The organism is Streptococcus entericus DSM 14446, assembly GCF_000380025.1.
In the GTDB taxonomy this organism is placed as follows: domain Bacteria; phylum Bacillota; class Bacilli; order Lactobacillales; family Streptococcaceae; genus Streptococcus; species Streptococcus entericus.
Window position 1 is genome coordinate 38,189 of record NZ_KB904182.1, and the last position, 26,433, is coordinate 64,621.

A 26,433-nucleotide genomic window follows, 5' to 3' on the forward strand; every position below is an offset into this window, starting at 1 on the left:
TTTTCAGTTTATGGTCGTTAATTAGCCGAGGCTCAGGGTTAGTCGGCTAACAACTTCTCAAGTTCTAACGGATTACCGACTGTCATCCTCCCTATCTTTTCATTATCTCTACGTCGCTGGCACGATATATCTGTACTGGTACACGTTTTCAGTTATTATATAAAAGAATCGATTGCTTGAACTTGCTCTGGAAAATGAACTATGCTATAGTGGTCTGTGGAGGAGGTGAGACATGATTATTCAACTAAAAGATGTGGGAAAATCTTATCCCCAAGCAAATTTTAAGTTGGAACATCTGACATTTTCTGTTAAAAAGGGAGATCGTCTAGGGCTGATTGGGCAAAACGGAACAGGCAAATCAACCATTCTCAAGATGATGAACGGCTTGGTTGAGCCTGACTATGGTCAGATTTTCTACCATGGACAAGAGCTTGAGACACTATCTCCCGAGCAAATACGAGACATGCGAAAGTCCGTCGCCTATATTTTCCAACAGGGAAACCTTTTGGAAGGCGAAACGGTGCTCTATCACCTCAAACTTGTTTACCTCTTAGCAAAAAAGAAACCGAATCGGCAAACCATTGATGACACGCTTGCCTTTATGGCCCTTAGCCATCTCAAAAACGTGCCCTGCCGTGACCTCTCTGGTGGACAAAAGCAAAAAGTTGCCATTGCCATGGCAATCTTGCAAGAACCTCAGGTATTGCTTTGCGATGAAATCAGCTCTGCCCTTGATGCTAATAGTGAACAGGAGATTTTTGACCTCCTCAAAAAACTAAGAGAAACCAGTGACATTGCCATTGTGATGATTTCACACAATTTAAGCCTCTTGAAACAATTTTGTGATGAGGTGATGATTCTTGACAAGGGGCGACTTGTTGACACCGTTCGACCGGTTAAGCACGCGACAGACGACCCCAATAAGCACTACCTCACTCACGTAAAGGAGTTCTTGACCCATGTTAAGTGACTTGACCAGCCATATCCCAGGCATTATCGACGCTTTTTGGGAGACCAACTTTATGGTGGGGCTGTCCTTGGTGTTTTGCTTGGTCATCGCCCTCCCACTAGGTATTCTTCTCTACGCTTTGGATACGCCTGTTCTCTTAAAGCAGCCCCTGCTCTATCAGATACTCAGTATTTTGTTAAATACGCTGCGCAGTATCCCTTACCTCATCTTTATCTTTATTTTAATCCCTGTTAGTCGGTTTCTTTTCCAGACTTCTTTTGGCAATTTGGCGGCGACCTTGCCCTTGACTCTGGTATCCGTCAGCCTCTATGCTCGTTTTGTCGAGCAGGCCTTGCTTAATGTCCCCAAAGGGATCATCGACCGTAGCATCAGTATGGGAGCAACACCAAGTCAGATGATTCGCTACTTTCTCTTGCCTGCCAGCAAGCAAGATTTGGTCTTATCGTTCACCTCAACAGCCATTTCTGCCCTCTCTTATTCAACAGTCATGGGCGTTATCGGGGCTGGAGGGCTCGGAGAATACGCTTATCGCTACGGCTATCAGGAGTACAACTACCCCCTCATGTACCTCATTGTCATCATCTTTGTGGTCTATGTCTTCGTTATTCAAAATATTGGCTATCTCATCGCCAAACTAATCACAAAATAAGGAGTTTTCTCATGAAAAAACTATTGCTTTCCAGCTTAACCCTCTTCTCTGCTTTTGCATTGGCCGCCTGCTCTGGTCAAAAGGCTGCTAAAGAAACGACCAGCAGCTCGACATCAACTGCTGAACCAGTGATCGTTAAAGTAGCTTCTCACACCTCTCCTATGACAGACATGCTAGAGATGATTACAGATGACTTGGCAGAAGCTGGATACACGCTTGAAATCGTCAGAGTTTCTGACAATGTTCAAGCGAACGTTGCCTTGCACAATAAAGAAGTTGATGCCAATTTCTTCCAGCACAAGCCTTTCATGGAAATGTATAATAGCGGTAATGGGGCAAACCTCGTTCAAATTCAGCCTATTTATAACGCTAACGTGTCCTTCTATGCTAAAGATTTTGATAACATCGAAAACTTACCTGAAGGAGCAGACGTGGCTATCCCAAGCGACCCGACCAATATGGCACGCGCCTTGCGTCTTTTGGCTACACACAACATCATCACCCTTGATCAGCCAGATAGCTACACTGTAACGGTTGATAACATTACAGAAAACCCTAAAAATCTGACCTTCAGCCCAATTGGTCTACTTAATCTGAATGAAGCCTACCAAGAAAAAGACATGGTCTTTAACTACCCAACTTATATCGCCAAACTGGGTCTTAACCCAACAGATAATGGCTTGATTTTAGAAGAGGAATCAGACAACACCTTTGCCGTGTCTCTTGTCGCTCGTGAAGACAACAAAGACAGCGATGCCGTCAAGGCTGTTCAAAAAGCACTGACTAGCGATGAGATTAAATTATTCATCAAAGACAAGCTAGCAGGCCATGCTCAACCAGCATTCTAATAACAGGAACTGGGACAACCCTCTACGATTGCATCGCAATCACGGAAGGCTGTCCTAGCTTTTTTAGTTCTCTGCTTAAACCTGACTTTAAGACGTGGCTTTAGTTGGTCTCCGTTGATGACGTACTGCCCGTTTCTGTACGCGTTGATGGCTTAGTGTCACTTGAGCTGCTGTTAAGAGCTGCAAGTTCTCTGGACTCTTGTTCTTTACTGGCTTTGGTTTCAGCAGCTGAAGCCTCCAGTTCAGGCGTTGTCGTGTAAATGCCAACCTCCATATCAATAATTTGTGGATAGGTCAGCTTGTCCTTGATGGTCTTATAGTAAGGGAGCTTTAGGCTGATTTCCGATAGGGGAATACGAACTGTGTGCCCTTCTGCCATCGTGAGCAGGAGGAGGTCTGGCGTTGACGCAGAATTTGCAAAGGCAACCTGCTTAACAGACTGGCGAATGCTCGGATCCAGACTGATAAACTGTTTGATAAAACTAGCGGTGTCTTCTTGTTTGTCAAACTTTAAAGGTAGGCTACCCTCGGGAAGTTGTCCATCACCTAGCGGAGCGACTTGCTCACCATTTTCTAAAATCGGTCGGAAACCATCCGCAGTTTCATTGTAAGCAACGATGGTGTTTTCTTCCACAGCGATAGCAAATTTATTAGGAAATTGATAGGATAAGCTGGCTTTTTTTACCCAAGGATTCTTTTTTACAAGAGCTTTCTCATAGCTTTTTAAGTTGAAAAACGTATGCGTGATGTAGTCATCCGATGAGATCCCTGTTGCTTTGATGATTTCTTGCTCAACGGCATGTTGAAGTCCCGACACGGTGACTATTTTCTGTTTGCTAAAGGGGCTGATGGTAAAGAGAGCCAACAACAGGACGATTAAAGCGGTAAATATAATCGGCAAGGCTTTTGGCCATTTCTGTGATAGCCCTTTTTTTCTCACTCGCTTAACCTTAGGTGGTTCAGCCACTATCGAGTCAGGCGATACAGGTGTTTCTACAGCAGTTGACGAAGCAGAGCTGTCAACAGTTTTGTCTGTCTCAGTAGCTTCACCGTCAAGTGAGGAACTCGCTGATTCTTTTTTTTGTAGCGCTTCAGCTTCCAGACGTTCTTTTTCTGCCTGACGCTGCTTTTTTCGCTGTTGAAATTCTAAGTTGCGTTTCTGCCACTCGGTCAACTCTGGCTGAGGTTTCTTTTTTGTCGATTCTCGTTTCTTAAATGTCGCCACGTAACCCTCCTATCTCTGATAAGAGCAAGTGATAAAAGCTGTCAACAGAGGTGATGTCAGTGCTTTGGGACATGGCAGAGCGGTAACTGTCTGCATGCCTTAAGAGTTGGTTGACCTTGTCAAGCAAGTGCTCAAGGGTCAAGTCTTCTTCCATCAGTTGCTCAGCATACCCCTTATTGACAAAATAGGCTGCGTTCTCCAACTGATCCCCACGGCTGGCTTGTTTCCCAAGCGGTACAATCACATGTAGCTTTGCCATTGCCAATAATTCAAACAAGGTGTTAGCTCCCCCGCGCGTGATGACCACATCAGCCTGCTCTAGTAACGGCTGGTAGAGGTCGGTGGCATAAGCTAACCGATAACAGTTGCGCGAGAGCTGGTTTAGTTTGTCATCGCCTGTGATGTTGATGATATTATAGTGTTGACAAAGCTCTGGGTGAGCTGTGATAAAATCGTTAAAGACCTTGGCTCCAGCAGACCCTCCGACAAAAAGCAGTGTTTTGAGATTGGGGTCAAATTGCTCAAGAATTGGTCCCAAGTCAGTAGCAGAACCAGTCGTTGATTGACCAACCTTGGTCACTGCACCGACTTGCTGAACCTTGGCACTCTTTAATGTTGGGGCAAAAGTCGTATACATCTTGGTCGCAAATTTGCTGGCAATCCTGTTAGCTAACCCCATGGTCAAGTCTGACTCGTGGATAAAAACAGGAACCCCCAGCACTCGGCAAGCAATCACAGGCGGAACAGACACAAATCCTCCCTTTGAAAAGAGAGCTTTGGGGCGAAGACCAGCGATAATCACTAAGGATTGTAGAATCCCAAAGGCAACCTTGAAAAGGTCCAGAACATTTTGCAGGCTAAAGTACCGACGCAACTTGCCTGTCATGATGCCATGAAAAGTCACTGCATACCCTGATTGCTGGATTTGCTGGTACTCAACACCTTTTTTATCCCCAATGTAGTGAACCTCCCAACCATCGTGGAGAAGTTTCGGGATTAAAATCAGGTTGAGGGTCACATGACCAACCGTGCCACCACCTGTTAAAACAATTGACTTAGCCATGATAATCTCCTTGTAGTTGGTCAACGGCAGCAAGAAACTCATCACCTCTGACTTCAAAGTTTTTGTACATATCCCAGCTGGCATTGGCTGGGCTAAGTAAAATCACATCTCCTGCTTGAGCCTTGGCAAACGCAAGGTGAACAGCTTCCTTGACATCTTTGGCCTCTTGATAGTTAATCCCAGCTTTCTCACAGAGGGCAATCAGCTTAGGTGCTGTTTCGCCTAACACAATCATGCCTTTTAGACCTTCTACATGAGGCAGAAGATCATCAAAATCGTTGCCACGATCAAGCCCACCAGCAATCAACAACAACTGGTGATTATCAAAGCCAGACAGGGCTTTCTGAGTGGCTAAAGTGTTGGTTGACTTGCTATCATTATAAAAGGTCACGCCAGCAATCGTTGCTGCCTTTTGCAACCGGTGCTTAACGCCACCAAACTGACTCAGGGAAGCGATAATGGCTTGATTCTCAATCCCAGAGAGTTTAGCAACAGCAATCGTTGCTAGTGCATTTTCAACGTTGTGGCTACCAGGAACGCCGATAAGATGAGCCGGCATGATGGCCTCTCCTCGGAAATAGAGCTGACCATCTAAAAGATAAGCCCCATCAACAAGTCCAGTCGTCGAGATGGGAACAACTGTCGCACTTGTCTGCTGAGCTAGTTCTCTTGCCATCGCCTGATCATGATTGATCACCAGATAATCTGCCGATGTCATATTGTCTTGAATACGCCACTTGGCTGACACATAGTCTTCGAAGGTCCCGTGATAATCAAGGTGGCTCTCAAAAAAGTTGGTGATCACTGCAATTTTAGGGTGAAACTGCTCGATTCCCATCAGCTGAAAGGAAGAAAGCTCCATGATAAGTGTATCTGTTGCTGTCGCATGAGCGGCAACTTCACTAGCTGGGAAACCGATATTGCCAGACAAGAGCCCTGAACGACCTGCCTGTTCAAAAACATCTGCAATCATCGTCGTGGTTGTTGTTTTACCATTGGATCCTGTAATCGCAATGATTGGTGCTTCTGAGATCAAGTAAGCCAGCTCAATCTCCGTATAAATCGGGATCCCTTTCTCCTGAGCCTTTTGTATCATGTCGTTTGTATACGGAATCCCTGGGTTTTTGACGATGAGCTCAAAATTTTCATCGAGTAAGTCCAGTGGGTGACTGCCACAGATAACCTTGATACCTGCTTCTAGCAAGTTTTGGGCAGCTGGGTTGTCCTCAAACGGCTTGCCATCATTGACCGTAACGATAGCCCCTAGGCGGTCCAGCAGACGTGCCGCGGCTTCACCAGATTTTGCTAAACCGAGAACCAACACTTTTTTGTTGTTAAATGACCGAATGTCTTTCATACTAATCGTCTTTCTTAGATATTAATTTGCTACCAGCTTATTTTACCATAAAAGAACTAAAAAAGGCTAGACGAGCTGGTTGATTGCCTGAAAAACCAACTAAGGACATTCCTAGTTGGTTTGTTTCATCTGTTTAATTTTGCCCTCATCAGGGGTCACGCGTAGGGTCTTTTGTCCCGTATAGGTGACAAAGCCTGGCTTAGCGGCAGTCGGCTTGTGGAGCTTTCTGACCTCAATCATATCGACCTGAACCAAGTTTGACAAGCGTGCCTTCGAATAATAGGCCGCAAGCTCAGCAGCATCGGTCTTAACCTCATCTGATGGATCAAGATTATCCCTGATAACCACGTGGCTCCCTGGAATATCCTTGGCGTGAAACCAGAGCTCGTTTTTCTTGGCCAGCTTGAAGGTCAACTCTTCGTTTTGCAGGTTGTTACGTCCAACCATGATGATGGTTTGACCATCTGACGCCAGATAGCTCTCAGGTTTTTTCCGTTTGTGAAGCTTATCTTGACTGCGACGACGGATAAAGCCTGTCTGTACCAGTTCGTCACGAATGTCACTGATGTCCTCACGACTGGCTTGACTGAGCGCCAGTTCCACCGTCTCCAGGTAAGCAATGGTCGCCTTGGTTTCAGCAATCAAACCTGTCAAGTGCTTGACCGCCTCCTTGAGTTTCTGGTATTTCTTGAAGTAACGCTGGGCATTCTGATTGGGCGTCAAGGCCTTATCAAGGGCAATCGTCATCGGCTCACCCGTGTAATAATTATCCAGCACCACGCTATCTTTGTCATTTGGCACCTGATGCAAAAAAGTGGTCAAGAGCTCCCCTTTTTGGCGGAACTCCTCCGCATTCTCGGTCGCCAGTAGCTCGTCCTCCTGTTTGCCCAATTTCTTGCGGTTCTTGGCCAGTTCATTATCAACTTTCTGCACCAAGTCACTGGCCTGCTGAGCCACACGATCCCGCTCTGCCTTGTCCCTGAAAAAGACATCCAAAAGCTCCGACAGGCTCTCATAGGGTTTTGGGCTATCGCCCCATGGCAGAGCAGCAAAACCTTTTGCCGTTAAGCTGGGCTGAGAAGATTGAGCAAAAAATTGACGGAAGGTTTTGAGCTTCTGGCTGCTGGTCATCAGCTCCTCAGACAACTTTTCCGCAGTATCCCGCCCCAACCCCTGAAAGAGGGATTGCAGGTTTTTGCCTGTCAGCTCCTGCGTTTGCAAGAGGTCAAAGAGCTTTTCATCCCCAATGGTAAAGGGGTTGGCCTTGCCTGTTTCAGGTGGTCTGAGGTAGTGACTTCCAGGCAGAATCGTCCGATAAGAGTTCTGCGAGAAACCGACGTGCTTGATGGACTCGATGATTTTACCTTGGCCCTTATCAACCAAGAGAATGTTGGAATGCTTGCCCATGATTTCGATGACCAGGGTCACCTTGAGCTGGTCGCCAATCTCAGTTTTGTTAGAGACGCTGATTTCCAGAATACGGTCATTATCCAACTGGTCAATCGTCTCAATCACCGCCCCCTGCAGGTACTTTCTCATCAGCATGGTAAAGGTATTTGGTACCTTTGGATTGTCAAAGTCAGCTCTTGTCAGCTGAATCCGACCAAAAACTGGGTGGGCGGACAGGAGCAGTTTATAGTTGGTGCGATGGTTGCGAATGCCCAGTACCAATTCGCGCTCGAAGGGCTGGTTGACCTTCTGGATACGACCACCTAGCAGATCTTCTTGCAACTCTTTCGTCAAATGGTGCAAAAAAAAGCCGTCAAAGGACATGGGTCACCTCTTTCTATGGTTTTCTTTCTTTTATTATAGCACAGGACATGCGCAAACGCATGAAGAAAAACCAGCTTTACGTCCACCAGCAGAGAGGACAGGCGCAGAAATCGCCTTGCTTGAAAGATGAGCTATTTTTCGGTATCATAGAGGTAGTTTACAGATAGGAGATTAGAGATGAAACTATTGCACACTTGTATCCGTGTCAAGGATTTGGATGCCTCAATTAACTTTTACAGCTCAGCATTTCCCTTTAAGGAAGTTCGCCGCAAGGACTTTCCTGACCACAAGTTCACACTTGTGTTTATGAAAACCGAAGGGGAAGATTTCGAATTAGAGTTGACCTATAACTATGACCACCCAGGCTATGACTTGGGCGACGGCTATGGTCACTTGGCTGTAGGTGTGGAGGACTTAGAAGCCAGCCACGCTAGCCATATCGCTGCAGGTTACGAGGTGACCGACCTCAAGGGTCTCCCTGGTCAAGAACCCCACTACTACTTTGTCAAAGATCCTGATGGCTACAAAATCGAAGTCATTCGCCTGCACTAATCGCAGAGCAACCTACTGCTAGGCAATTATTAACCAAGCTGATCATCTCTGTATTCACTAACAGGAGGGTCGGCTTTTTTAGTGCGCAACTAAGTTACTGTGAAAGGTGGCAACAGTTTTTATCGTAAGCATTTTGATACAATACTGTCCCTGCTGCAATGGTTGGTAAAGGAGACTGATGTATTACTTGAAAAAATATCACCATCAGCCCAGCATCACGATCGGCTATGCCCGCGTCAGCTCTGCTGACCAGCGTCAAGCGCTAGGACTAGCCGTCCAAAGGGATGCCCTCAGCTTTTGCGACCTTATCTTTGTCGAGAAAGACTCAGGAGCTAACAACCATCATCCCCAACTGGATAAAGCCCTTGAGACCAATCATTGTCTTCGACATGGCGTTCACGGCCTGTGTCCTCAATACGAATGATAAAAGTACCACCATGATGACGAGCATAAAGGCGACTTGGCAGTTCAGATCAGTTTTGCGGAAACGGCAGAAGAATTGGATAGGGTCAAGGCACAGTTCGCCAAATTAACGACCTCTGCCACTCCAGCGCAAACACAGCCAGCACAGGGAACAAAGCAACCCTGCCACAAACAGGTGAGACTAGTTCCCTTGCCCTGACAGGCTTGGGGCTGGTGACGACTTTGGCAAGCCTTGGCTTAGCTCATCGTCGTAAGACTGAGTAGTCCTAACACGATGCGTTAGACTAGCTTTATTAACTCAAACAACCTTGCTCAGTTGAGCAAGGTTGTTTTGCTTAGTTTTTCAACTTTTCAACATCTCGCGCGATGACCAACTCTTCATCTGTTGGAACCACGAGGACACGCACTTTGGCAGCTGGTGTTGAGATGTCACCTGAGTTACCAAAAACATTCTTCTCAGGGTCAATGTCAAGACCAAACCATGTCAAGCCGTTGACAACAGACTCGCGTACCAGAGTTGAGTTTTCACCGATACCTGCTGTGAAGACCAGAGCATCTGCACCGTTAAGCACCGCTAGATATTGACCGATAAACTTCTGCAGGCGATTAACCAGCATATTGAAGGCTAGGGTACATTTTTCATCTCCTGCCGCAACACCTGCTTCAATCTCGCGCATATCACTGGATACTTCGGCAATACCGAGGAGACCGGATTGCTTGTTGAGGACGTTGACGACATCTGCAGCATCTTTTAGCTCTTCCACCTGCTCGATTAGATAAGGAATGATAGCTGGGTCAATATCCCCTGAACGTGTCCCCATCATCGGACCAGCAAGCGGTGTGAAGCCCATGGATGTGTCGACAGATTTACCACCATCAATCGCTGAGATTGAGATCCCATTACCGATGTGAGCGGTAATCAATTTCGTTTCTTCCAATGGTTTGCCAAGCAACTCAGCCGCCCGACGAGACACGTAGTAGTGGCTTGTTCCATGAGCACCGTATTTACGCACTTGATGGTCTGTATAGAACTTATTTGGTACGGGGTAGCGGTAAGCAACCTCTGGCATGGTCGTATGGAACGCTGTATCAAAGACCGCGACGCTAGTGATGTCTGGTAAGATTTCCTTAAAGGCACGGATACCAGCCACGTTAGCTGGGTTGTGAAGTGGCGCTAAGCTAGATAACTTCTCAATACGAGCGATAGCTTCCTCGTCCAAGAGAACTGATTCTTTGAAGTCTTCACCACCAGCAACAACGCGGTGACCGACGCCTGTAATCTCATCATAGCTACTGATAATCTTGTAGCGAATCAAATCATCTAGCAAAAGCTTTACAGCTTGGTTATGGTCAGCAATATCAAGGGTTTGGGATTCCTTTTTCCCATCAAACTTTACAGTTGAAATCGAATCTTTCAAACCGATACGCTCAACAATACCAGCTGCCAAGACTTCTTCTTCTGGCATGCGGTAAAGTTGCCACTTTAAGCTTGAACTACCTGCGTTGATTGCAATTGTTTTTGACATCATACACCTCTTTTTTTTGTTATCCCTTACATTATAGCAAATTCTTATCAAAATGGCACGCCTTTGGACTATATTTTTTTGTGAGTTTGTGACGTTTTTAACAGTTGTTTCCCAGACATGATAGACTATAAACGATTCACAATCATTATTAGCTACTTTTCCAGGTCCTAAGAGCTTTCATAAATGCTCTTAAAGCATCGGGGTCTTTTAAATCAGTTAAGGGATAGATGAAGCTCTCCTTGCTTTTTTCTGCTTGCTTTTGCAAGATAAAAATCGATTTGGTCAGTTGCTGACCAGCAAAAAGGTTATCAGGCAAGGTAATCACACCAAGGATATTGGCATAGTCGCTTAGCCATTGTTTCAATAAATCTGCCTGCGGGCTTGTTAACAAGTTATTTGGCGCTAGAAAAATCGCTAGTCCTCCAGGTTTTAAGTACTTGAGCGATTGTTCCATGAGGAGATGATGCGCATAGGTTTTTTGCCCTGTTGCGGCCACCTGATAGCGGCTAGCAATCTCTTCATCAGGGTAATATCCAACTGGCAAATCAGACAAAATCACATCGCTCTCTGGCAAATGCTGCGGACGAACAGCGTCGCCTTGTACCAAAGTCAACGGTAAACCAGCAATCTCAGCCATGCTAGCCGATAAATCAATCAGCAAGTCATCCAGCTCAATGCCTGTATAAGTTAGCTGCTTACTGGTTTGGCTGAGCAAGGTTAAGGCCAGATTGCCCGTACCTGAACCGATTTCCAGAACATCCAGCTGAGGTTTATCCGTCAGGACTTCAATCAAGAACAAGAGGATAAAGCCCAGTGAATCTGGGGTGAATTGATGATTGGGTTGGAGCTTATCTGTCTGACTACCCTTGATGAGTAGGAACTGATAAACACGTCGCCAGTCCTCAGCACTCAGTTTAAGGTCACGTAGGGCTTGATGGCGCTTGGCTAGGTGCTCGCTTGCTGCTTCTTCCCCAAGATAGGACGCATTTTGCTCAATCAAGGCATCAAAGAAATGGGTTGATAAGGCCGTTTGCAGATCATGGGTATTGTCCAGCACCAGCTGGTAGGCCTGTTCGATTTTAGTTAATGTCATGGGTTGCCTTTCCAACGTTTTTGGTCTCATTATACCAAAATTATCAAAAACCCTCTACTATCGTATTTATCAGACTGCCTCCCCCTAAAATCACGACCTCTGGACAAGGTCCTTTTTCTTTATCTACTATATTCCTACTGTATTCTACTGTGTTTTACTGTAACCTGCTGTGTTCAGAACACGCAAAAAAGCCCTCTGGATTGCTCCAAAGGGCTTTAGTCGTCTTATCGTATCTAGTGCTTAAACTGGCGTTTTAGTCAGCTTGTAAGTGACACCATTGATAGAGATTTCAACCCCATCAATCGTGATGTCAATCTTGTCTTTGCTACCGACATTATCGACGGTAGCACGGTCAAACTTGTCTAGTGATCCGTTCTCCTGCTCAATGGCTTTCAAACGGCTAGAAGCTCCCACAAGGTAGTCATCATAGCCACTTGCAGCATAGTCATAGACTGCACCGCCTGCCTTGAACATACCCTTAATAGCTTCTGAGAATGTCTTAGCACCGCTGACCTTATAGCTACCGCCTGAGCGTAGCAGGTAAAACCAATCCGTCAGGAAGTCCTCTACAGAGGCATACCGCATATAGTGGCCACCTTCATTTGATGGACGGGGTGAGCCTTGAGTCACGGTCACACCACTAGGTCGCTCAGCTTTGCCAGTCAAGGTCATGCCTCCCCAGTTGTTGTCTGCCTTACCGACTGCCGAGGTCCCCCAAAGCCCCTCAAAGTGCAGGACGGTGATAGCGTAGCTAGGGAGGATGTTATGCTCCTTGCACTTGGCCAGAATGGCATCAAGGACTGACTTTTTGAGGATTGCACCATTAAAGGACAGGTCACCAGACTCCTGTTGGACTACTGGTTGAGCTGACTCAGTCTGGGTCTGTTTCGCTTTGACCATATCGCTGACAATAGCCTGCACAGCCTCGTAACGACTACCCAGAGCTTTCTTGCGATCATCACCGTTGCCGTGCTTCCCTGCTAGGACTTCCTGGGCCAGTTCTTGGTCCGATTTGTCAGGGTCCTTTTGATCTGTCTTAAGTAGCTCATTGACCATCCTTTGCACAGCCTCAGCTCTCGAGCCAAGTGCCTGCTGACGGACTTTGCCATCGCCATAGGCACCAGCCAAGACCTCTCGAGCCAACTGCTCATCGCTTTTGGTCTGAGAAGCTCCGCCATTTTTCAAACGATAGATGTAGTAGTAAGGCCGACCAGCATAAGACCAGCTGACATCGTGGTCAGTCACGCTAATGCCTTTGGCCGACCAGTTGCAGTGGATGATGTTGTCGCCGTCGACGAACATACCCGTGTGACCAGCCGCACCGCTAGATTGACCCCGACGACCCCAGATAAAGACGTCGCCACGCTGGGCGGTAAAGGCCTGGTTCTCAGCGATCAGCTCGTAGCCGTTTTTGATCAACCAGTCGTGCATGTACTCGGTATTTACGGCCCAACCTGCAGAAATTGCACCACCCGCCATTAGCGCATAATATACAGCACTAGAGCAGTCATAACTATTCGGACCATTGCGGTAGTCCATTGAGTAGGTCACTTTTCCAGCTCGTGCTGACATCCATGCAATAGCCGTTTCAATGTTAATTCCCATGATGACCACCTCTCCAATTATCGTGCATCTGCTTTACGGCAGCTTCAATAAAGACATCAAGTTGCTTGTCAGTCATATAGATATTGTGCTTAGCCAATTCATCGCTGACAGCTACTTTAGCAGCCTGCAATTTATCAGCACCTTTCCAACCATTCTCCGCCGCAATCTGCTCAACGGCATTCACGGCATTCTTTGCCAAAATCTCAACGATTTTAACAGCCTTTTCGCCACCTTTGGCAATAAGGTATTTCTTAACCGACTGAACAGCTACCCCAACTAAAGCTGTTACGATAGACAGGAATGCTGTCACTAAAATTGTCTGAATATCTTGCATATTATCGTCCTTTCTCGATTTCGTCCATACGGTCATTCATACGGACTAACTCTTTTTGAACCTCTCCGACAGTTTGCGAAATCCCCTTCAGCTCCACCGTCGTCTGATCCAAATGGTCCATTAAGCGTTCTTCACGCTGATTAGCCTCGGTTCGTGATTGCTCAAAAAAGTCTGTCAACTTTCTCTCCCTTTTATCCGATGTGCGGACCAGATAGCGAACCACCGCTCCAAACAGAAGAATAAAAAGAATAGCCCAGACAAATTGTGACTGAGCTATTCTCTCAACTTGTTCAATAGGCATAGCCTACTCCCCTTTCGGCGTGTAGTTGACAACTTTTTCATCTGCAAGCTCTGGATGCCCCATCAACTCCAGCTGTGCCTTAACACGCTTTTTGAAAATCTTTGGCACATCCTTGAAAGAAAAATCAAAGTGCTCATCTACAATATTCATCGCCATTAACATTACCATCATGTTATTACTCCGTTTCTGTATTTTCGTTAGTGGTAGAATTGTCGCTACCGTCGACATTGTCATTGCTTTCAGTGTCCGAAACATCTTCTTCCTCCCCTGATTGAGAATAATAGTCTGTAATCATCTCCATCACAGATCCATTGAGAATAGCGAACTGATCTTCAATCGCCTTAAAGCGAGTGTTCCTGTCAGTTTCTGCTAACGACAAGCGTTCTTCCAAATCAGTCTGCGACTTAGCCATGACTGTCATCTTAGTCTCAGCTTCAGCCATGAATTTTTTAGCAGACTTGACAACTGCTTCAATCTCATCAATCTTCTGGACGCTCTCGGCCATAGCTCGGTCTGAAAACTCGGACTTGAAAAGCGCCTCACGGGCTAATTCGACCAGTTCACGCTCACTCTTGCCAGTTTGGTCTCCAAGCACTCGCTCGGTAAAGGTCGCATAACCTGCTGTCGTTGAGGCGAGAACGATTTCTGTGTGTGTAATCACTCCGTCACTATCAAATATTTGGTATTTTCCCGCTACACTCCAAGACCTCATTCAACCACCTCACCCTCTGTCAGCAATCGCAACTTCTCAGCGAGTTCAGCATTTTCAGCCTCTAACTCCTCAATCCGTTGCTTATCAGTTTCAGATTGGGCTAGAGCTTGACCTAGCTGAGATTGCAGCTCCTCGTTTTGAGCTTCCAGCGTCGCAATCATCAAAGCTTTGCTAGCGATATTGATTGCTAATTTAGATTGTATTGTGTCGTTCATTTGTTTCTCCTCCTAAATTAAATCGACATATTTGCCATTTGCACCAACTGCACGAACCTTTCCGTCATCGTAAACTTCTATGCCTGCGCCGCTCTGTGAAGAAATAATTGCTGTACAATAACCACCACCGAAGTTGCGACGTACTAATCTCACACCGATTTTTTCATTTTGGTTAACACTATCGCTGACAATTGTCATGGCGCTAGCGACCATCATGCGATTGTCGTCTGTAAAAGTTAACATCTTTCTTGCACCTGTCTGTGTAGTGATATGAAAATTAAATCCTGCGTGTGAACCAATCGCTCCCCCTTGAATAATGTTGTTGTTGGATATAGTAGAATAACCCGCAATGCTTTTTCCGTCTGATCTCACGAAATCAAAAGCGCCATTGTTTATCACGATGCCACTATTTCCCCCCATCGTTCGGAGTTCACCTGTTTGTAGATTAAAGCTTGTATGTCCATTCAAAGCCGTCAACTTACCACCAGAAATCTGGTTAGCTGATATACTCACTGACTGAACACTAGTGATGAAGGCATTCTTGGCAAAGAGCTGTTTTAGATAAGCTTCATTAGCCATTAACTTATCGAACAGCGCCTGATCAACCACCAAATGGCTCGCATTGACAGCCCCTGCAGCAATCACACTGCTCGTCACCGACCCCGCCTGTATCTTGCCCCCGTGCAGGCTCTCAATCATGGCATTCTTAATCGTTCCGTCTTGGATATAGGTCGTACTAGGTGCCACAACCAGCTTATTCTGACCAGCTTGTAGCGCCACGCCTCCAGTAGCGACATTGACCGCAGACAGCACAGCGCCATTACTGTTTAGGGTTTTAATGGCATAGCTATCCGCCAACTGGGTGACGCGGGTAGAGTTCACCACCTCTTGCGCCGAGGTACTATCCACAAATCTGTCTGGCGGAACTTCCCCTCGGACGATAGAAATTTGTCCAATGGCGACCTGACCGTTTTTTCGCAACCAGACGTGCAGACCGTAATCGTCTGTGACTATAGTGTCAGAGTTGACTGTAAATGTGCCCGTAAAAATCTGAGCGGCACCAGTTTTGTTTGGCATAATCTGAAAAGAACCTATTATGGTGCCAGCGTTTTTAATCTCAAAACTAATAATATCATCAGGAAGCACATCCACCCAAAGATTGACACGATAACTGAGTTTTTCGCCTTTCGTAAAAGTGGCGGTTCGTAAGGGAACCTGAAAACCTCGCCATTGATGAGCTGTATGTCCAGTCTGCTTAATCACCAAAAGCTTGTAGGTGTTGGTTCCTGTCATGTAGTAATCTGCCGCATTACTGGTAGATCGAGGCTGGTGACGTGAGTAGTTGGTCGGGTCATAAACGAGATTGTCATTCTTTGACAAGCTCTTGCCGACCTCCACTTGGAAAATATTAGATGTCATAGCCATGCGGGCGATGTTGTCCGCTATCCCTTGACCAGTGGTCCCAATCGTACGCTCGTAGAGTTGAGCTGTTTCTTTGACTTGATTAAAATCGACCGAAGTGACCATGTCTTCAAGCGCAGGTGACCAGTCGGTGGGAATAGTACTGTGCTCAAGCATGAACGGTGTGTGACTAAAACCACCTTGCTCATCGGTTATCATCGCTAAACGAATAGCTAATGTCCCGACACGCTCTGCCGTAAAAGTCACTGAAATAAGACTGAACTTATCCGCCTCAAGTTGAAAAATTTGGTCTCGATTAACATTTAAAAACTTGTTGTCATCATAAAGATAGAGGAAAATTCGCCCTTGACTGCCTTTTTTGACATAAGTGCTAAATGTATATGTTGCACCTGACGTAACCGAGTAATAAGCGATAGGAGTATGCTTACCTCCGCTTACCCACTCAAAAATCGGTTGGTTACGGTACGTCTCTTGAGATTTTCTCCAAACATGGCCACTACTAGACCAGCCTGTACCTGTCATAGTCTCTGTGTTTTTGAGCAGATTAACACCACCAAAATTTTTCGGTATCATCCCTCTTGTCTCAGTCAACTGGTGCTCAATCGTCTGCGCTGTCTCACGCTTGTAATTGTCAAATACCTTAGCTGAGACAAGGCCTTTGCCATCAACCAAGCTATCAACCTCGGCCCTTGTCAGGCGCTTAGCGATTTCCTCGGCATTTTGACTGATGCTTGATTCCGCTCGTGTGATTCTGCCATCCTGATCAACATTAACCTTGGTAGCTAGTTGCTCAATGCTGTCTGCTGTTTGCCGGGCCAATGTCTTTGTCTCAGACAGATTGCCGTCCAAAGTTTGGACACGTCGCCCCAGCTCCGCACTGTTTTCATCTACTGTCCGCTTATAGTCCGCAAATTCCTGTCGCAAGTCTTCATCGGCTCGCGACCAGTCAGTAGGGATAGTGCCCAACTCGAGCTTAGGCTTGTAAAACTTCAGATAAGTTCCAGAGTTTCTAAAATCTAGAACCTGATGCAAGTTGATGATGTCAAAAGCTCGCAACGGGTTATTCTCCGTGTGCCACGTACGAGTTGACCACAGCAAGTAGCTGTTTTCGCCTATTTTTTTGATATTAGCTGATGTGAAATTGTGAGCTGATGGCGACAGCGTGAACCATGTAAATTTTAGCGAGCCATCAGGAATAAACGTCGCATCCGTATCAACCCTAATAGACTGGGTATAAGTCACTCCCTTTTGAGGCTTAAAATTATTGAGAGCACTACTCTGAGGCAATATTTCACCGTTAAGGTCACGACGATTGGCAGGATTAGTCAAGTCTAAGACAGCTTTTTGCTCGCTATCGTTCCAGGTCGTGTTAGTGATGCCGTAACCCATTACGAAAGGCTCACCTGTTCGCTTGACAAGGTTCACCCCGCCGACGCTAATATTCTCAAACCGCTCCGTCACCCCATCCAACCCTCGTTGCAGGTCTGCTGTCTGCCGAGTAACAGCCGTGATTTGACCAGTCTGACTGCTAACAGCCTGATTGAGCTGGCTGTACTGCTCACGAACACCAGACAGGCCCGTCTCAACACTCGCCACCCGCTGGGTGACACTGGTCAGATTGCCTGTCGTGCTATTGACTGTTTTTGACAGTTCAGTTACGATTGCCTTAGCCCCTTCTGCCGTTTTCTTTGTCTCGGCGACCAGGGTTTGTAATTCCCCTTGTGTCCTCGCTTGGTCAGCTAGCTGCTGAGCCTGCTGGGTGACAGTAGCCTTGGTATTTGCCATTTGTCCCTCAAGATTGCTTTTAGCTTGCTGAACCATGGACACAGTATCCGCATACCCAGCTTTTACCTCCTCAGCAATCTGTTTAGCTGTGTTAGCTAAATCCGTGCTAGCACCAGCTTGGTCTAGAAATTCCCTTGCTTGCTTTTCTCGCTTGGCTTCGTTGGCTTGCATGGTGGCATTGACCGTTTCAAATTCTTCTGCGATGTCGCGCTTAAACTTTTCAACGTCGTTAACAACTGGAGGCTCCTCCCACTCAGCACCATTCCAAAAATACATTTTGGTTTCTTCGCCGATCTGGAGATAAAGCGAATCGCCTTTTTTTAACGTACCTTTGGGTTCATCTTTAGGAAATTCGACCCCGAAGTAGACTGTATTTTTACCATCAGCTGACACCATTGCACGATTGGCAACCTCTAAAGCCTTATTTACATCGTCGGCAGTAGACTGCATTTGCTTCTTAGCTACACTATAACCGGCCGATTGTTTTTTGACAGAGCCAATGTCATTGCAAGTGACTTCGTGTTTGACCAAAATCCCTTTGACATCGTACTCGCTAACGTAGGAGACTATGCGGATTTTCTCCTGGAAACCTAATGTTTCGTTGATGGCCATGATGTAATCACCCGCTCTTGGTTGGGTATAGTCATAGCCCGCCTTTGTTAGGTCTTCCATATCAATCTTGACGCTGATTGTGTAGGAGTTATCGACATTTTCCTTAAGGACAGACAGCATGTTTTCGCTTATGGTGTAACGCTCGTCTACAAACGGCTCTGCTTCCAAACGTCCGTAAACAGAAGCCAAGGGGCTCTCGTACTCAACTTCTAAGCGCCCTTTAGAGTGATCTTCGCTATCGTTCCAGGCACCAAACCCCTTTTGATAGGTCACAAAGTCCCCTATATTTTTTTCAATACCCAACTCATTTAGATTAAAGTTTTTTCGAACCACCGTGGATAAGTCCGTCCCTGCCTTTGCCAGGATCCTAACAACCTTGCCTGAGACAGCAAATTCAACACCCGTTGACTTGATGATGTCATTAAAGAGAGTCAAACGTTTTTTATAGCCAAACGATTGTTTAGAAAAAGCCGAAATTTTCAACAGCGAGTCTACTGTGTAGCGGTATCCACTGTCCTTGAAGATAAACTCTAGATAAGCGTCAAAGGTATGCGATCCATCTTTTAACTGACTGTGGACAGACGATTTGTCAAAATCCCAAAAAAATTGATGAACCGCATCAAAAGAAACACTGGTTTGACGCCCTCCATCAATCGGTTTAGCGTAAGTGATGACATAGTATTCATCTTCAAACCTCAATCGCCAACCACGTTCAATATGGCTCAAAACGTGATCACCAGAGATGATTTCACCAGAGATTGACCGCTCGCCATTCACCGCGTTTGTAGCCTTAATGGTTGCTAAAGCGCCGTATTCGACATCACGCTCATCTAAAAACGTAATCAACTGCAATCACCTCCTTTACTTGTACAACTCAACGAAATTCAACAGCTTAATAGTACCGTTGAAATTTGTCTTGTACGTGATTTTTTTATTCAATGTCGGACTGATGACAAAATACCCGTAATTCGTTTTGGCATTGACATTGATTCGGTTTTTGGTTGTCTCAATTCCTGTCAGCCTAAAGACATCACCAGGATTGATATTCCCGACCTGACTATACTCAAATCGCTTGCCCGATATTTCCAAATAAAATCCAGACTGATTCCCGTCAGCAGTCATTTCGACCACAAAAGGCCACTCCAGCTGGCTAAGCTTAGCAGTTCCTGCGTAATCAAAAGCCCCGCCATTAAGCGTCAACGTCTTTGGGATTGTCATACCAAACGGTAAATCCGTTGTTGTAAATGTCATAGAGATATCGTATTTCAGCCCTTGGCCAGAATTCCCTACAAACCGAAAATCAATCTCGCTACTTGCGACGACTTTATAGCGGTACTTCCAAGCAGTATGTGGCTGCCTTATAACGTCCAAATCCCCTGTCGTTTGACCAGGGACTTGAAAATCATAAAATCCAGCCTTGTTAGGATACATTTTGGTGATAAAAAACGGCTCGTCATCTAATAACAAACCGTTTAATTCATCCTGCTTTTCCATGGCTGCCCGAGGGCTATCTACGCTAAAGCGTCCAGATACCTTAATCGTCTTTGCAGTAAAGACTGCCCCACCGTAAATATTCCCGTTTCGACCACTGACTGACCGCTTATCTATAGAGATGGCAGGCGAGCCATCGGCGACAGTAATATTATAAAGGCCATAGTCTGATAGCTTGACAGACGTGTTTCCTTTAGTGATTAACAGATCCATAACTTACCTGCCTTTCTAATAGTTAAAATAATCATTCTTAGCCTCTTCACGGGCTTCCTTCTCTTTGACGTGTGTATAGATTTTATCACCAACAATTTCATTATGGACTTCAAAGACCGGCTCAGCCAGAGAAGTGTTTTTTACTTCGTCAGACAAGCTCTCAATGCTGGACGCAATACCCGAGTTAGATACTTGACCAGATAAAGTCATAGAGCTCTCAACGCCCCATTTTTGGTCTGTAACTGCCAAGGCGTACTCCTTACCAATATCTTTTATATCTCCGAGCCATCCGGCCATACCGATAGCGAAACCTTCTCCGGTAAAACTACCGAGCTCTTTGGTTTCTCTTGACGGTGAGTGGATGTCCAAAGCTCTACGAATCGTCGCAGAGACGTTTGCTGCAATGCTGTTGGCTACTGAGTAGATATACCCTGCTGTACCAGCAAGACCGTTACCAAAGCCAATGCCTGCATTATAACCAGCCGATGCCATAGCCCTTACAGTACCATTCATGATAGCCACCATATTGGCCCCTGTGCTAGTTGTGACAGACAAGGACTGGTTCATGCCGTTGCTGATAGCTGAGGCTACACCTGCCATACCCGATTGTGTCACACTTCTGACTTGATTAAAGGTGTTTGCAAACACCGAGTTCATCTTATTTCCGCTAGACTGGACGGCCGAGGTAATCTTATTCATCCCGCTAGTTACAGCAGATGACAAGCCATTCATGGCACTGGTTGCCGAAGACTTGGCCTTGTCAAAATTGCTAGTGATGTCAGAGGAAATCTTAGCAGACGCAGAATTGGCCGAAGAAGAAGCTTTATTTAGCTCTGCCGTGACTTTTGTCGCCAGACCGCTAGCTGCACTGTTTGCGCTAGTCTGCATCTGGTTAAAATTCGCAGCAACCTGAGTATTTGCGACTTGTGCAGCGCTCGTAGCGTTGGTTTGAGCCTGCAACATGTTGGCAGATACACCCGCTGATAGACTAAGCGCTTGATTAACGGCATCTAAGTTCATGGTGGATGTTGCCGTGTTTACGCCGCTTGCCATCGCTTGTGCGTTTGCGGTTGCATTGGTGCTAGCGGTTGCTAAATTGTCATTTACGCCCATAGCCAAAGCAAGAGTGTCATTGGTTGCAGTCAGTGCCATTGCGCTTGTTTGACCGGTAACGCCGGTTAACATTTGCAAAGCTTGGTTGTTCGCGTTCAGATTAGCTGTAGACATATTGACATTCACGCCATCAGCTAGTAACTGCATGTTAGTCGAAACATTAGCCGCCATATTAGCTGTTGTTGCCTCAACTGTAGTAGCTGTCTCGGTGATTTTAGCGCTAGTATTTGCTGCGCCTTCGGAGTTTTTACCAGTAACCCAGTCCCAAACACCTGTAAATCCTGACTTGATGCCTTCCCAAACACCAGAAAGAGCATTAGGAATTGCCTCTACCATTGCCTTACCAAGACCCATGATAAGATCAAAACCAGCCTGGATAATGGTCGGTAAACCTTGGATTAAAGCCATCGCCAACTGGACAATTAATTGGATGCCAGCGGCAATGATTTGTGGAAGAGATTGTGCAATGCCACTGATTAGAGATTGGATGATCTGTACACCAGATTGGATAATCGTTGGTAGATTCTGAATAATCCCTTGGACCAGCTGGATGATGAGGCTCACGCCCGCTGTCAGAATTTGCGGTAGATAGGATACCAATCCGCTGATAAACCCAGTGATAACCTGCGTGCCGATTTGCAAGATCGTAGGCAACATCTGGATAGCCCCGGTCACCAGATTTTGTATGATCTCGATACCCTTAGCAACAATGTTCGGCATATTCGCCGACATACTGGACATAAAATTAGTAACAATAGCTTGTGCCTGCTCAGCAATCAGCGGGATGTTAGATACAATGCCACTTGCGATATTAGCAAGCAAATCCATCCCAAGCGATAGCAACTGAGGCAACGCCCCTACAATCGAACTTACAAAAGTAAAGATAACAGTAATTGCAGAACTAATTAAACTACCTGCATTTGCTCCTACCCCTTGCACAAGGCTAGAAATCAAATCAATTCCAGCTTGGACTAAAACAGGGAACATGATTGCAAAACTATTTGCAAACTGAGCAATTAAATCCACCCCGCTTGCAATCAAATCAGGTATTTTGCTAGTAATACCACCAACTAGATTTTGGATGATTAACGGCCCCTTGGTGTTAACAATGCTCAAAAGCTGGTCAATTTGAGCCCCGAATTGGGAATTAATCAATCCTAACCCTACTACTACTAAACCAAGGATAGCCGCTGGTCCGATTGCTGCCATAGCAACACCTGCTATGTTCGTCATAGCGCTTGTCATCGTACCAAGTACAGAGAGACCGCGACTTGCTGCCATGCCAAAAACACCGGATAGCCCCGTCATTTTGGCGGCAAGAACGCCGATTAAACCTCCGACATTGCTAAAAGCAGAGCCTACAATAGAGCCAAAAGCTCCGAACTTTGCCCCCAGACCTCCCAAGAATACACCAAGAGCACCTAATTTGCTTATCAATGGCAAAAGTGTAGCGATAGCCGTCTTCGGATTGAGTAACGCCCATGCCGCGATCGCTTTGGGCCCGATTTCTTCGATTTTAGCTTTAATTTTATCAATGACTTCTTTAGAGATTTCCCCTTTTTTGGCAAATTCTCCAAGAGCTTGATTGACTAAATCAAAACCAGCCTTTATACCTGCACCAAAACCAGATGTATCAATTTTGACCATTGACTTTAACCGGGCAAAAGCACCTACAAGATTAGGGATGATATTGTTAACAGTATCAAACGCTCCTAAAATCATAGGTTTAAGCGATAACAGGTTCTCGGCAATGGTTTTCATACCATTAGCCTTAGCAGCTTCATCAAAAGCGGTAATCATACCAGCGACACCACGGACAACGGCGTTTTTAGCATTGCCCATTGCAGTACGAATTCCGCCAGCTGACGTTTGTGCCATATCTGCAAAACCGCCAACCTCGTTATTAAGCTCGATCAACTTATCCGAAAATTGGTCCATCGTGATCTCGCCTTCGGATAAGGCTTTCTTGAATTCAGCGACATTGTTTTTGCCAAACGCTGTCGCCATTTTATTCATCAATCCCGGTGCCGCTTCTGCAATCGAATTGAATTCTTCTGCCTGTAACTTCCCGGATCCTAGCGCTTGGTTAAATTGCCTTAGGGCAAAACCGGCGTTTTCGGTCGTAGCTCCGTATCCTAACATAGCGTTGTTGAATGCCAATGCCAAATCTGTACCACGATCGAGATTTCCTGTCGTTATGGTTAGTTGTTGAGCAGCAGAAACTGCACTATCCAACGTTGTGGGCAGACCTTCGATGCCGTTTGAAAGCTTGTCAATCGCTCCTTTAGACTGCTCTGCCGAATAGCCGAACAACTCCATAGTTTTAGGGAAACGGTTCATCGTATCCACACGACTAACTGCGCCGTCAAGAGCCCCAGTTACCGCACTTATAGCCCTTTGAGCTACTGCCATTAAGCTGAACGCTGAGACGATACTTGAAATGGTACTTCTTAGCCTTTCGCCTGCGCTTGCTGAGTTAGCGAATTTTTGGCTTATCCCATTGAGAACACTAGTCGCTTTGGCCGACAGGTTGGTAAAACCATTACCCAAAGCACTGGCCATCTTAGTTGATAGATTGGCTATGCTCGAGACCAGTTTTCCACCAAAGGAGTTGCTGATTTTGTCGGCTGTGCTATCAAATTTTGATTTCAGGCGACTTAAAGACTGGGCAGCACTCGAAACGATTCCAGAAAAAACATCATTCCAAGATGATTTTCCAAGACTTAAAGCGGTTTTTGACAATGTCGAAACCAATTCTGATCTTAAAAAACCAACCTTAGCTGCAGTTGAAATAGCACTGTTTCCGATCGCGCGAAAAACGCCAGAATGACTCTGCATATTATTTGCAGAGTTAAGAAAGGCGCCGCCTACCGCAGTTAGTTTACTTATCGCTCCATCTGCAAATTTATTAACTGCATGATGCAGTTGAGAAATAGCGGCGCTTGGTTTGCTGATAGCCTTACTGATATCAAAATTAAAAGTTTTTGCTATACTTGCATTAATCTTACTACCAACAGCTGAAACTGTCGTCTGAACAGCTGTCATGGCTCGTGCAAATCCATTTTTTATGGGTTGGGGAATTTTTTCGCCAATGGATGCCGCAATCCGCTGGATTTGACCCAAGGACAAATTCAAACCCGTTGAAAAAGCATTCCCGAGTCGTTGCCCCAGAGATTGGCCATTGCTTGCCAACTGCGCCATAGTCTGACCAACCATCTTGACCAGACCATTTGAACTGTTGACAGCTGCATCCTGTGCCCTCTGAAAAGCCTTCTGAGTACTAGCTTGGATTTGATTCATTGCCTGCTGATAGTCTTTTATATCCGCGCCGACATACGCAAAGATAGACCCATCAAATTGTGCCATCTTCCCCTCCTTTCTTTTTATCGATTCATGAAATAGTCGTTCAATTTTTTAAGTTTTTCCGCCAGATTATCACTACTCTGCTGGCCAGTCGAATGATTGTCATTAAACAAATTCCGGACCTTGTCACGATCTTTTCTCTTGCTCAGCTTACTTGCACTAACTTTCTTAGCATTTAGCGTATAGCGCAACTCCAAAGCCAAGGCAGATAGATTTTCACGCTCCTCAATCTGTCTGTAATGCAGACCTTCAAGGATGGCATCTAGCTCCCACTTGTTCAGTGAGTAGATAAGCTCTAAGTCTGTCAGTCCTAGTCTGGCACACTCTGTTAAGATGCTGCGCTTTTCATCTCGGTAATAGTTTCTTCTACCGCTTTGACCTGCAGCTCGTCTACGTCTTTCTGGCTCTTCATGTACTTGAGGACTTTTTCTATATTCGCGATATATTTCAAAATCTTCCCTTTGAAAAAACCAGATTCCACCATTTCATCTTGGATACCTTTAAAAAGCTCATCTGTGTCAGTCGCTTCATGATCTTCCAGCCATGTTACGATAGCAGTGATTGCTTCGTTTTCGCTGGTTTTGTCTGTTGACAAGACAATCAAATCAACAATGCCTTGGTCATCTTTGTTTAAGATTTTGCTAAATAGGTTAGCCACGCCATCGTTGTTCTTTTCACCAGTCTGAGCGTTAGTAGTCGCCAATTTCTTGTCAATCGCAAACATTAAGCGGTAGTCGAATTTAATCTCGACAGGTTTGTTTTTTACTGTAAATTCCATGATTCCTCCATAAAAAGAAAAGGGATGACACTTGCCATCCCTGTTAATTAGTCTTCGGACTTTTTGATGTTGTCGTAATCACCGGTTGTTTCGCCTGGGTTTTGGTATTCGTAAACATCATTTAGCAAAGCGATTTCCTCATCAGAGAGCGGGAATTCGCCGTTCTGCAACTTACCAACAATGCTGGCCGTATAATTAGCTTCGACGATATCTTCTATACCTTCACTGTATTCGATGTCACCAATTTTAGCGTAACCGAATTTAGCAGGATAAACGTCTTTTTGAGAAAGATTACCTTTACCTTTCTTCTTAAGACTTTCGTCAACCAGAACGCGCCAAATTTTTACAGATTCTCCCGTATCATTTGCTTTTTCGATAACCGCTACTGACGGATCGGCTGGCGCAAATTTAGTCGTTAATTCGATTTCGTGAGCTGTATTGGTCTTGTCCAACAAGAGGCCTTGTTGCGTTTGCTCGTCAGAGTATTCAGCGCCCAAGGTCAAGCCACCATCAGTACGATAAGCAGGCAAGATAGCATTGCTACCAAGTTTTGCATGAATAGATTGAATAAAGTAAAAGACCTTCTTGCCAGATAATGGCTTAGCGGTCGTTACTTTGATTTGTTCAGTTACTTCCATTTAATTCTCCTTTTAAAAAATTGTGTCAGAGACTGTAATAGCGACATGATAAACCTCACGCCCTATACTGTCATCTGGAATGATATTGGCTGTGGCATTTCGTCTCCCTAGCGCTCGCAGAGCCTTAGATTTCATCTCCTCGGCCTCTGTCCGACTAGTCCCATCGAGGTACAAGTCAATATTTACCCGTATATCCTCAATCAAGACCCCCGTCTGGGCAGTTCGTGAGGTATCGGAGTTGTTAGACCCAATGACAGCAAACGGCTCCATTTGGTCAGCGCTAGGTAATTTAAAAAAGATTGGAATAGCCAAAACTTCCAACCGCTTGGCAATGTCACTTAAAAATAGGGTAGATGGCGAATAGTGCGTCAT

At 45.6% G+C, this 26,433-nt stretch carries 24 protein-coding genes and 2 pseudogenes; 7 read left to right on the forward strand and 19 right to left on the reverse strand.

Going from position 1 to position 26,433, the window contains the following annotated elements:
* The first annotated feature begins 232 nt into the window (after positions 1-232).
* The 3 genes from A3GW_RS0107915 to A3GW_RS0107925 are packed head-to-tail and all read left to right on the forward strand — an operon-like array spanning position 233 to position 2,467.
* Positions 233-970, forward strand: coding sequence for an ATP-binding cassette domain-containing protein (locus A3GW_RS0107915; protein ID WP_018368749.1), 738 nt, complete (start codon positions 233-235; stop codon positions 968-970).
* The gene (locus tag A3GW_RS0107920) at positions 960-1,619 is read left to right on the forward strand and encodes a methionine ABC transporter permease (RefSeq protein ID WP_018368750.1); all 660 of its coding nucleotides are present in this window, start codon (positions 960-962) and stop codon (positions 1,617-1,619) included. The genes A3GW_RS0107915 and A3GW_RS0107920 overlap by 11 nt, the downstream gene beginning before the upstream one ends.
* An 11-nt stretch (positions 1,620-1,630) precedes the next feature.
* Positions 1,631-2,467 (forward strand): MetQ/NlpA family ABC transporter substrate-binding protein, encoded by an 837-nt coding sequence (locus tag A3GW_RS0107925; protein WP_018368751.1) that lies wholly within the window; start codon positions 1,631-1,633, stop codon positions 2,465-2,467.
* Between the two features lie 100 nt (positions 2,468-2,567).
* Here the strand turns inward: A3GW_RS0107925 and A3GW_RS10980 are convergent, their stop codons facing one another.
* The 4 genes from A3GW_RS10980 to A3GW_RS0107945 all read right to left on the reverse strand — a co-directional run bounded on the left by A3GW_RS10980 (position 2,568) and on the right by A3GW_RS0107945 (position 7,885).
* A complete protein-coding gene (locus A3GW_RS10980; RefSeq protein WP_018368752.1) occupies positions 2,568-3,692 on the reverse strand; it encodes a cell division protein FtsQ/DivIB in 1,125 nt (374 codons plus the stop codon).
* Positions 3,679-4,755, reverse strand: coding sequence for a UDP-N-acetylglucosamine--N-acetylmuramyl-(pentapeptide) pyrophosphoryl-undecaprenol N-acetylglucosamine transferase (locus tag A3GW_RS0107935; protein WP_018368753.1), 1,077 nt, complete (start codon positions 4,753-4,755; stop codon positions 3,679-3,681). The genes A3GW_RS10980 and A3GW_RS0107935 overlap by 14 nt, the downstream gene beginning before the upstream one ends.
* Positions 4,748-6,112 (reverse strand): UDP-N-acetylmuramoyl-L-alanine--D-glutamate ligase, encoded by a 1,365-nt coding sequence (gene murD, locus A3GW_RS0107940; protein ID WP_018368754.1) that lies wholly within the window; start codon positions 6,110-6,112, stop codon positions 4,748-4,750. The genes A3GW_RS0107935 and murD overlap by 8 nt, the downstream gene beginning before the upstream one ends.
* Before the next feature lie 111 nt (positions 6,113-6,223).
* The gene (locus tag A3GW_RS0107945) at positions 6,224-7,885 is read right to left on the reverse strand and encodes an Rqc2 family fibronectin-binding protein (RefSeq protein WP_018368755.1); all 1,662 of its coding nucleotides are present in this window, start codon (positions 7,883-7,885) and stop codon (positions 6,224-6,226) included.
* 177 nt (positions 7,886-8,062) lie between these two features.
* On the opposite strand from A3GW_RS0107945, the gene gloA reads away from it, so the two are divergent.
* Both gloA and A3GW_RS12060 read left to right on the forward strand, forming a co-directional pair.
* The gene (gloA, locus tag A3GW_RS0107955; RefSeq protein WP_018368757.1) at positions 8,063-8,437 is read left to right on the forward strand and encodes a lactoylglutathione lyase; all 375 of its coding nucleotides are present in this window, start codon (positions 8,063-8,065) and stop codon (positions 8,435-8,437) included.
* Positions 8,438-8,615: 178 nt separating this feature from the next.
* Positions 8,616-8,747: pseudogene (locus A3GW_RS12060) on the forward strand (recombinase family protein); the annotation flags it as partial.
* 55 nt (positions 8,748-8,802) lie between these two features.
* Here A3GW_RS12060 and A3GW_RS12065 read toward each other — a convergent pair.
* A pseudogene (locus A3GW_RS12065) lies at positions 8,803-8,892 on the reverse strand (glutamate--tRNA ligase family protein); the annotation flags it as partial.
* A gap of 5 nt (positions 8,893-8,897) precedes the next feature.
* Between A3GW_RS12065 and A3GW_RS12070 the strand changes: the two are divergent.
* Positions 8,898-9,059: a hypothetical protein gene (locus A3GW_RS12070; RefSeq protein WP_233275321.1), complete on the forward strand. Its 162-nt coding sequence runs from the start codon at positions 8,898-8,900 to the stop codon at positions 9,057-9,059.
* Positions 9,056-9,124 carry a hypothetical protein gene (locus A3GW_RS12235; RefSeq protein WP_419757109.1) on the forward strand — a complete coding sequence of 23 codons (69 nt, stop codon included), beginning with the start codon at positions 9,056-9,058 and terminating at the stop codon, positions 9,122-9,124. The genes A3GW_RS12070 and A3GW_RS12235 overlap by 4 nt, the downstream gene beginning before the upstream one ends.
* Before the next feature lie 71 nt (positions 9,125-9,195).
* Here A3GW_RS12235 and A3GW_RS0107965 read toward each other — a convergent pair whose 3' ends face one another.
* The 14 genes from A3GW_RS0107965 to A3GW_RS0108035 all read right to left on the reverse strand — a co-directional run bounded on the left by A3GW_RS0107965 (position 9,196) and on the right by A3GW_RS0108035 (position 26,433).
* On the reverse strand, positions 9,196-10,386 hold the full coding sequence (locus A3GW_RS0107965) for an acetate kinase (RefSeq protein WP_018368759.1): 1,191 nt from the start codon (positions 10,384-10,386) through the stop codon (positions 9,196-9,198).
* 148 nt (positions 10,387-10,534) lie between these two features.
* Positions 10,535-11,479, reverse strand: a complete 945-nt coding sequence (locus tag A3GW_RS0107970) for a class I SAM-dependent methyltransferase (protein ID WP_018368760.1) — start codon at positions 11,477-11,479, stop codon at positions 10,535-10,537.
* 240 nt (positions 11,480-11,719) lie between these two features.
* Positions 11,720-13,084 (reverse strand): peptidoglycan amidohydrolase family protein, encoded by a 1,365-nt coding sequence (locus A3GW_RS0107975; protein WP_018368761.1) that lies wholly within the window; start codon positions 13,082-13,084, stop codon positions 11,720-11,722.
* Positions 13,074-13,418: a phage holin gene (locus A3GW_RS0107980; RefSeq protein WP_018368762.1), complete on the reverse strand. Its 345-nt coding sequence runs from the start codon at positions 13,416-13,418 to the stop codon at positions 13,074-13,076. Before A3GW_RS0107980 ends, A3GW_RS0107975 begins: the two co-directional genes overlap by 11 nt.
* Position 13,419: 1 nt before the next feature.
* Positions 13,420-13,719: a hypothetical protein gene (locus A3GW_RS0107985; protein WP_018368763.1), complete on the reverse strand. Its 300-nt coding sequence runs from the start codon at positions 13,717-13,719 to the stop codon at positions 13,420-13,422.
* Positions 13,720-13,722: 3 nt separating this feature from the next.
* The gene (locus A3GW_RS11895; RefSeq protein ID WP_018368764.1) at positions 13,723-13,890 is read right to left on the reverse strand and encodes a CD1375 family protein; all 168 of its coding nucleotides are present in this window, start codon (positions 13,888-13,890) and stop codon (positions 13,723-13,725) included.
* A 4-nt stretch (positions 13,891-13,894) separates the two neighbouring features.
* On the reverse strand, positions 13,895-14,431 hold the full coding sequence (locus A3GW_RS0107995; RefSeq protein WP_018368765.1) for a DUF1366 domain-containing protein: 537 nt from the start codon (positions 14,429-14,431) through the stop codon (positions 13,895-13,897).
* Positions 14,428-14,646, reverse strand: coding sequence for a hypothetical protein (locus A3GW_RS0108000; RefSeq protein WP_018368766.1), 219 nt, complete (start codon positions 14,644-14,646; stop codon positions 14,428-14,430). Before A3GW_RS0108000 ends, A3GW_RS0107995 begins: the two co-directional genes overlap by 4 nt.
* A gap of 12 nt (positions 14,647-14,658) precedes the next feature.
* Complete coding sequence (locus A3GW_RS12240; protein WP_083907135.1) at positions 14,659-19,311, reverse strand: phage tail protein; 4,653 nt, start codon at positions 19,309-19,311, stop codon at positions 14,659-14,661.
* 15 nt (positions 19,312-19,326) lie between these two features.
* Entirely contained in the window at positions 19,327-20,169 is an 843-nt protein-coding gene (locus tag A3GW_RS0108010) for a phage tail domain-containing protein (protein ID WP_018368768.1), read from the reverse strand.
* A gap of 15 nt (positions 20,170-20,184) precedes the next feature.
* On the reverse strand, positions 20,185-24,648 hold the full coding sequence (locus A3GW_RS0108015; RefSeq protein ID WP_018368769.1) for a tape measure protein: 4,464 nt from the start codon (positions 24,646-24,648) through the stop codon (positions 20,185-20,187).
* A 325-nt stretch (positions 24,649-24,973) separates the two neighbouring features.
* Positions 24,974-25,423: a tail assembly chaperone gene (locus A3GW_RS0108025; protein ID WP_018368771.1), complete on the reverse strand. Its 450-nt coding sequence runs from the start codon at positions 25,421-25,423 to the stop codon at positions 24,974-24,976.
* Between the two features lie 47 nt (positions 25,424-25,470).
* On the reverse strand, positions 25,471-26,061 hold the full coding sequence (locus A3GW_RS0108030; protein WP_018368772.1) for a phage major tail protein, TP901-1 family: 591 nt from the start codon (positions 26,059-26,061) through the stop codon (positions 25,471-25,473).
* A gap of 12 nt (positions 26,062-26,073) precedes the next feature.
* Complete coding sequence (locus A3GW_RS0108035) at positions 26,074-26,433, reverse strand: hypothetical protein (RefSeq protein ID WP_018368773.1); 360 nt, start codon at positions 26,431-26,433, stop codon at positions 26,074-26,076.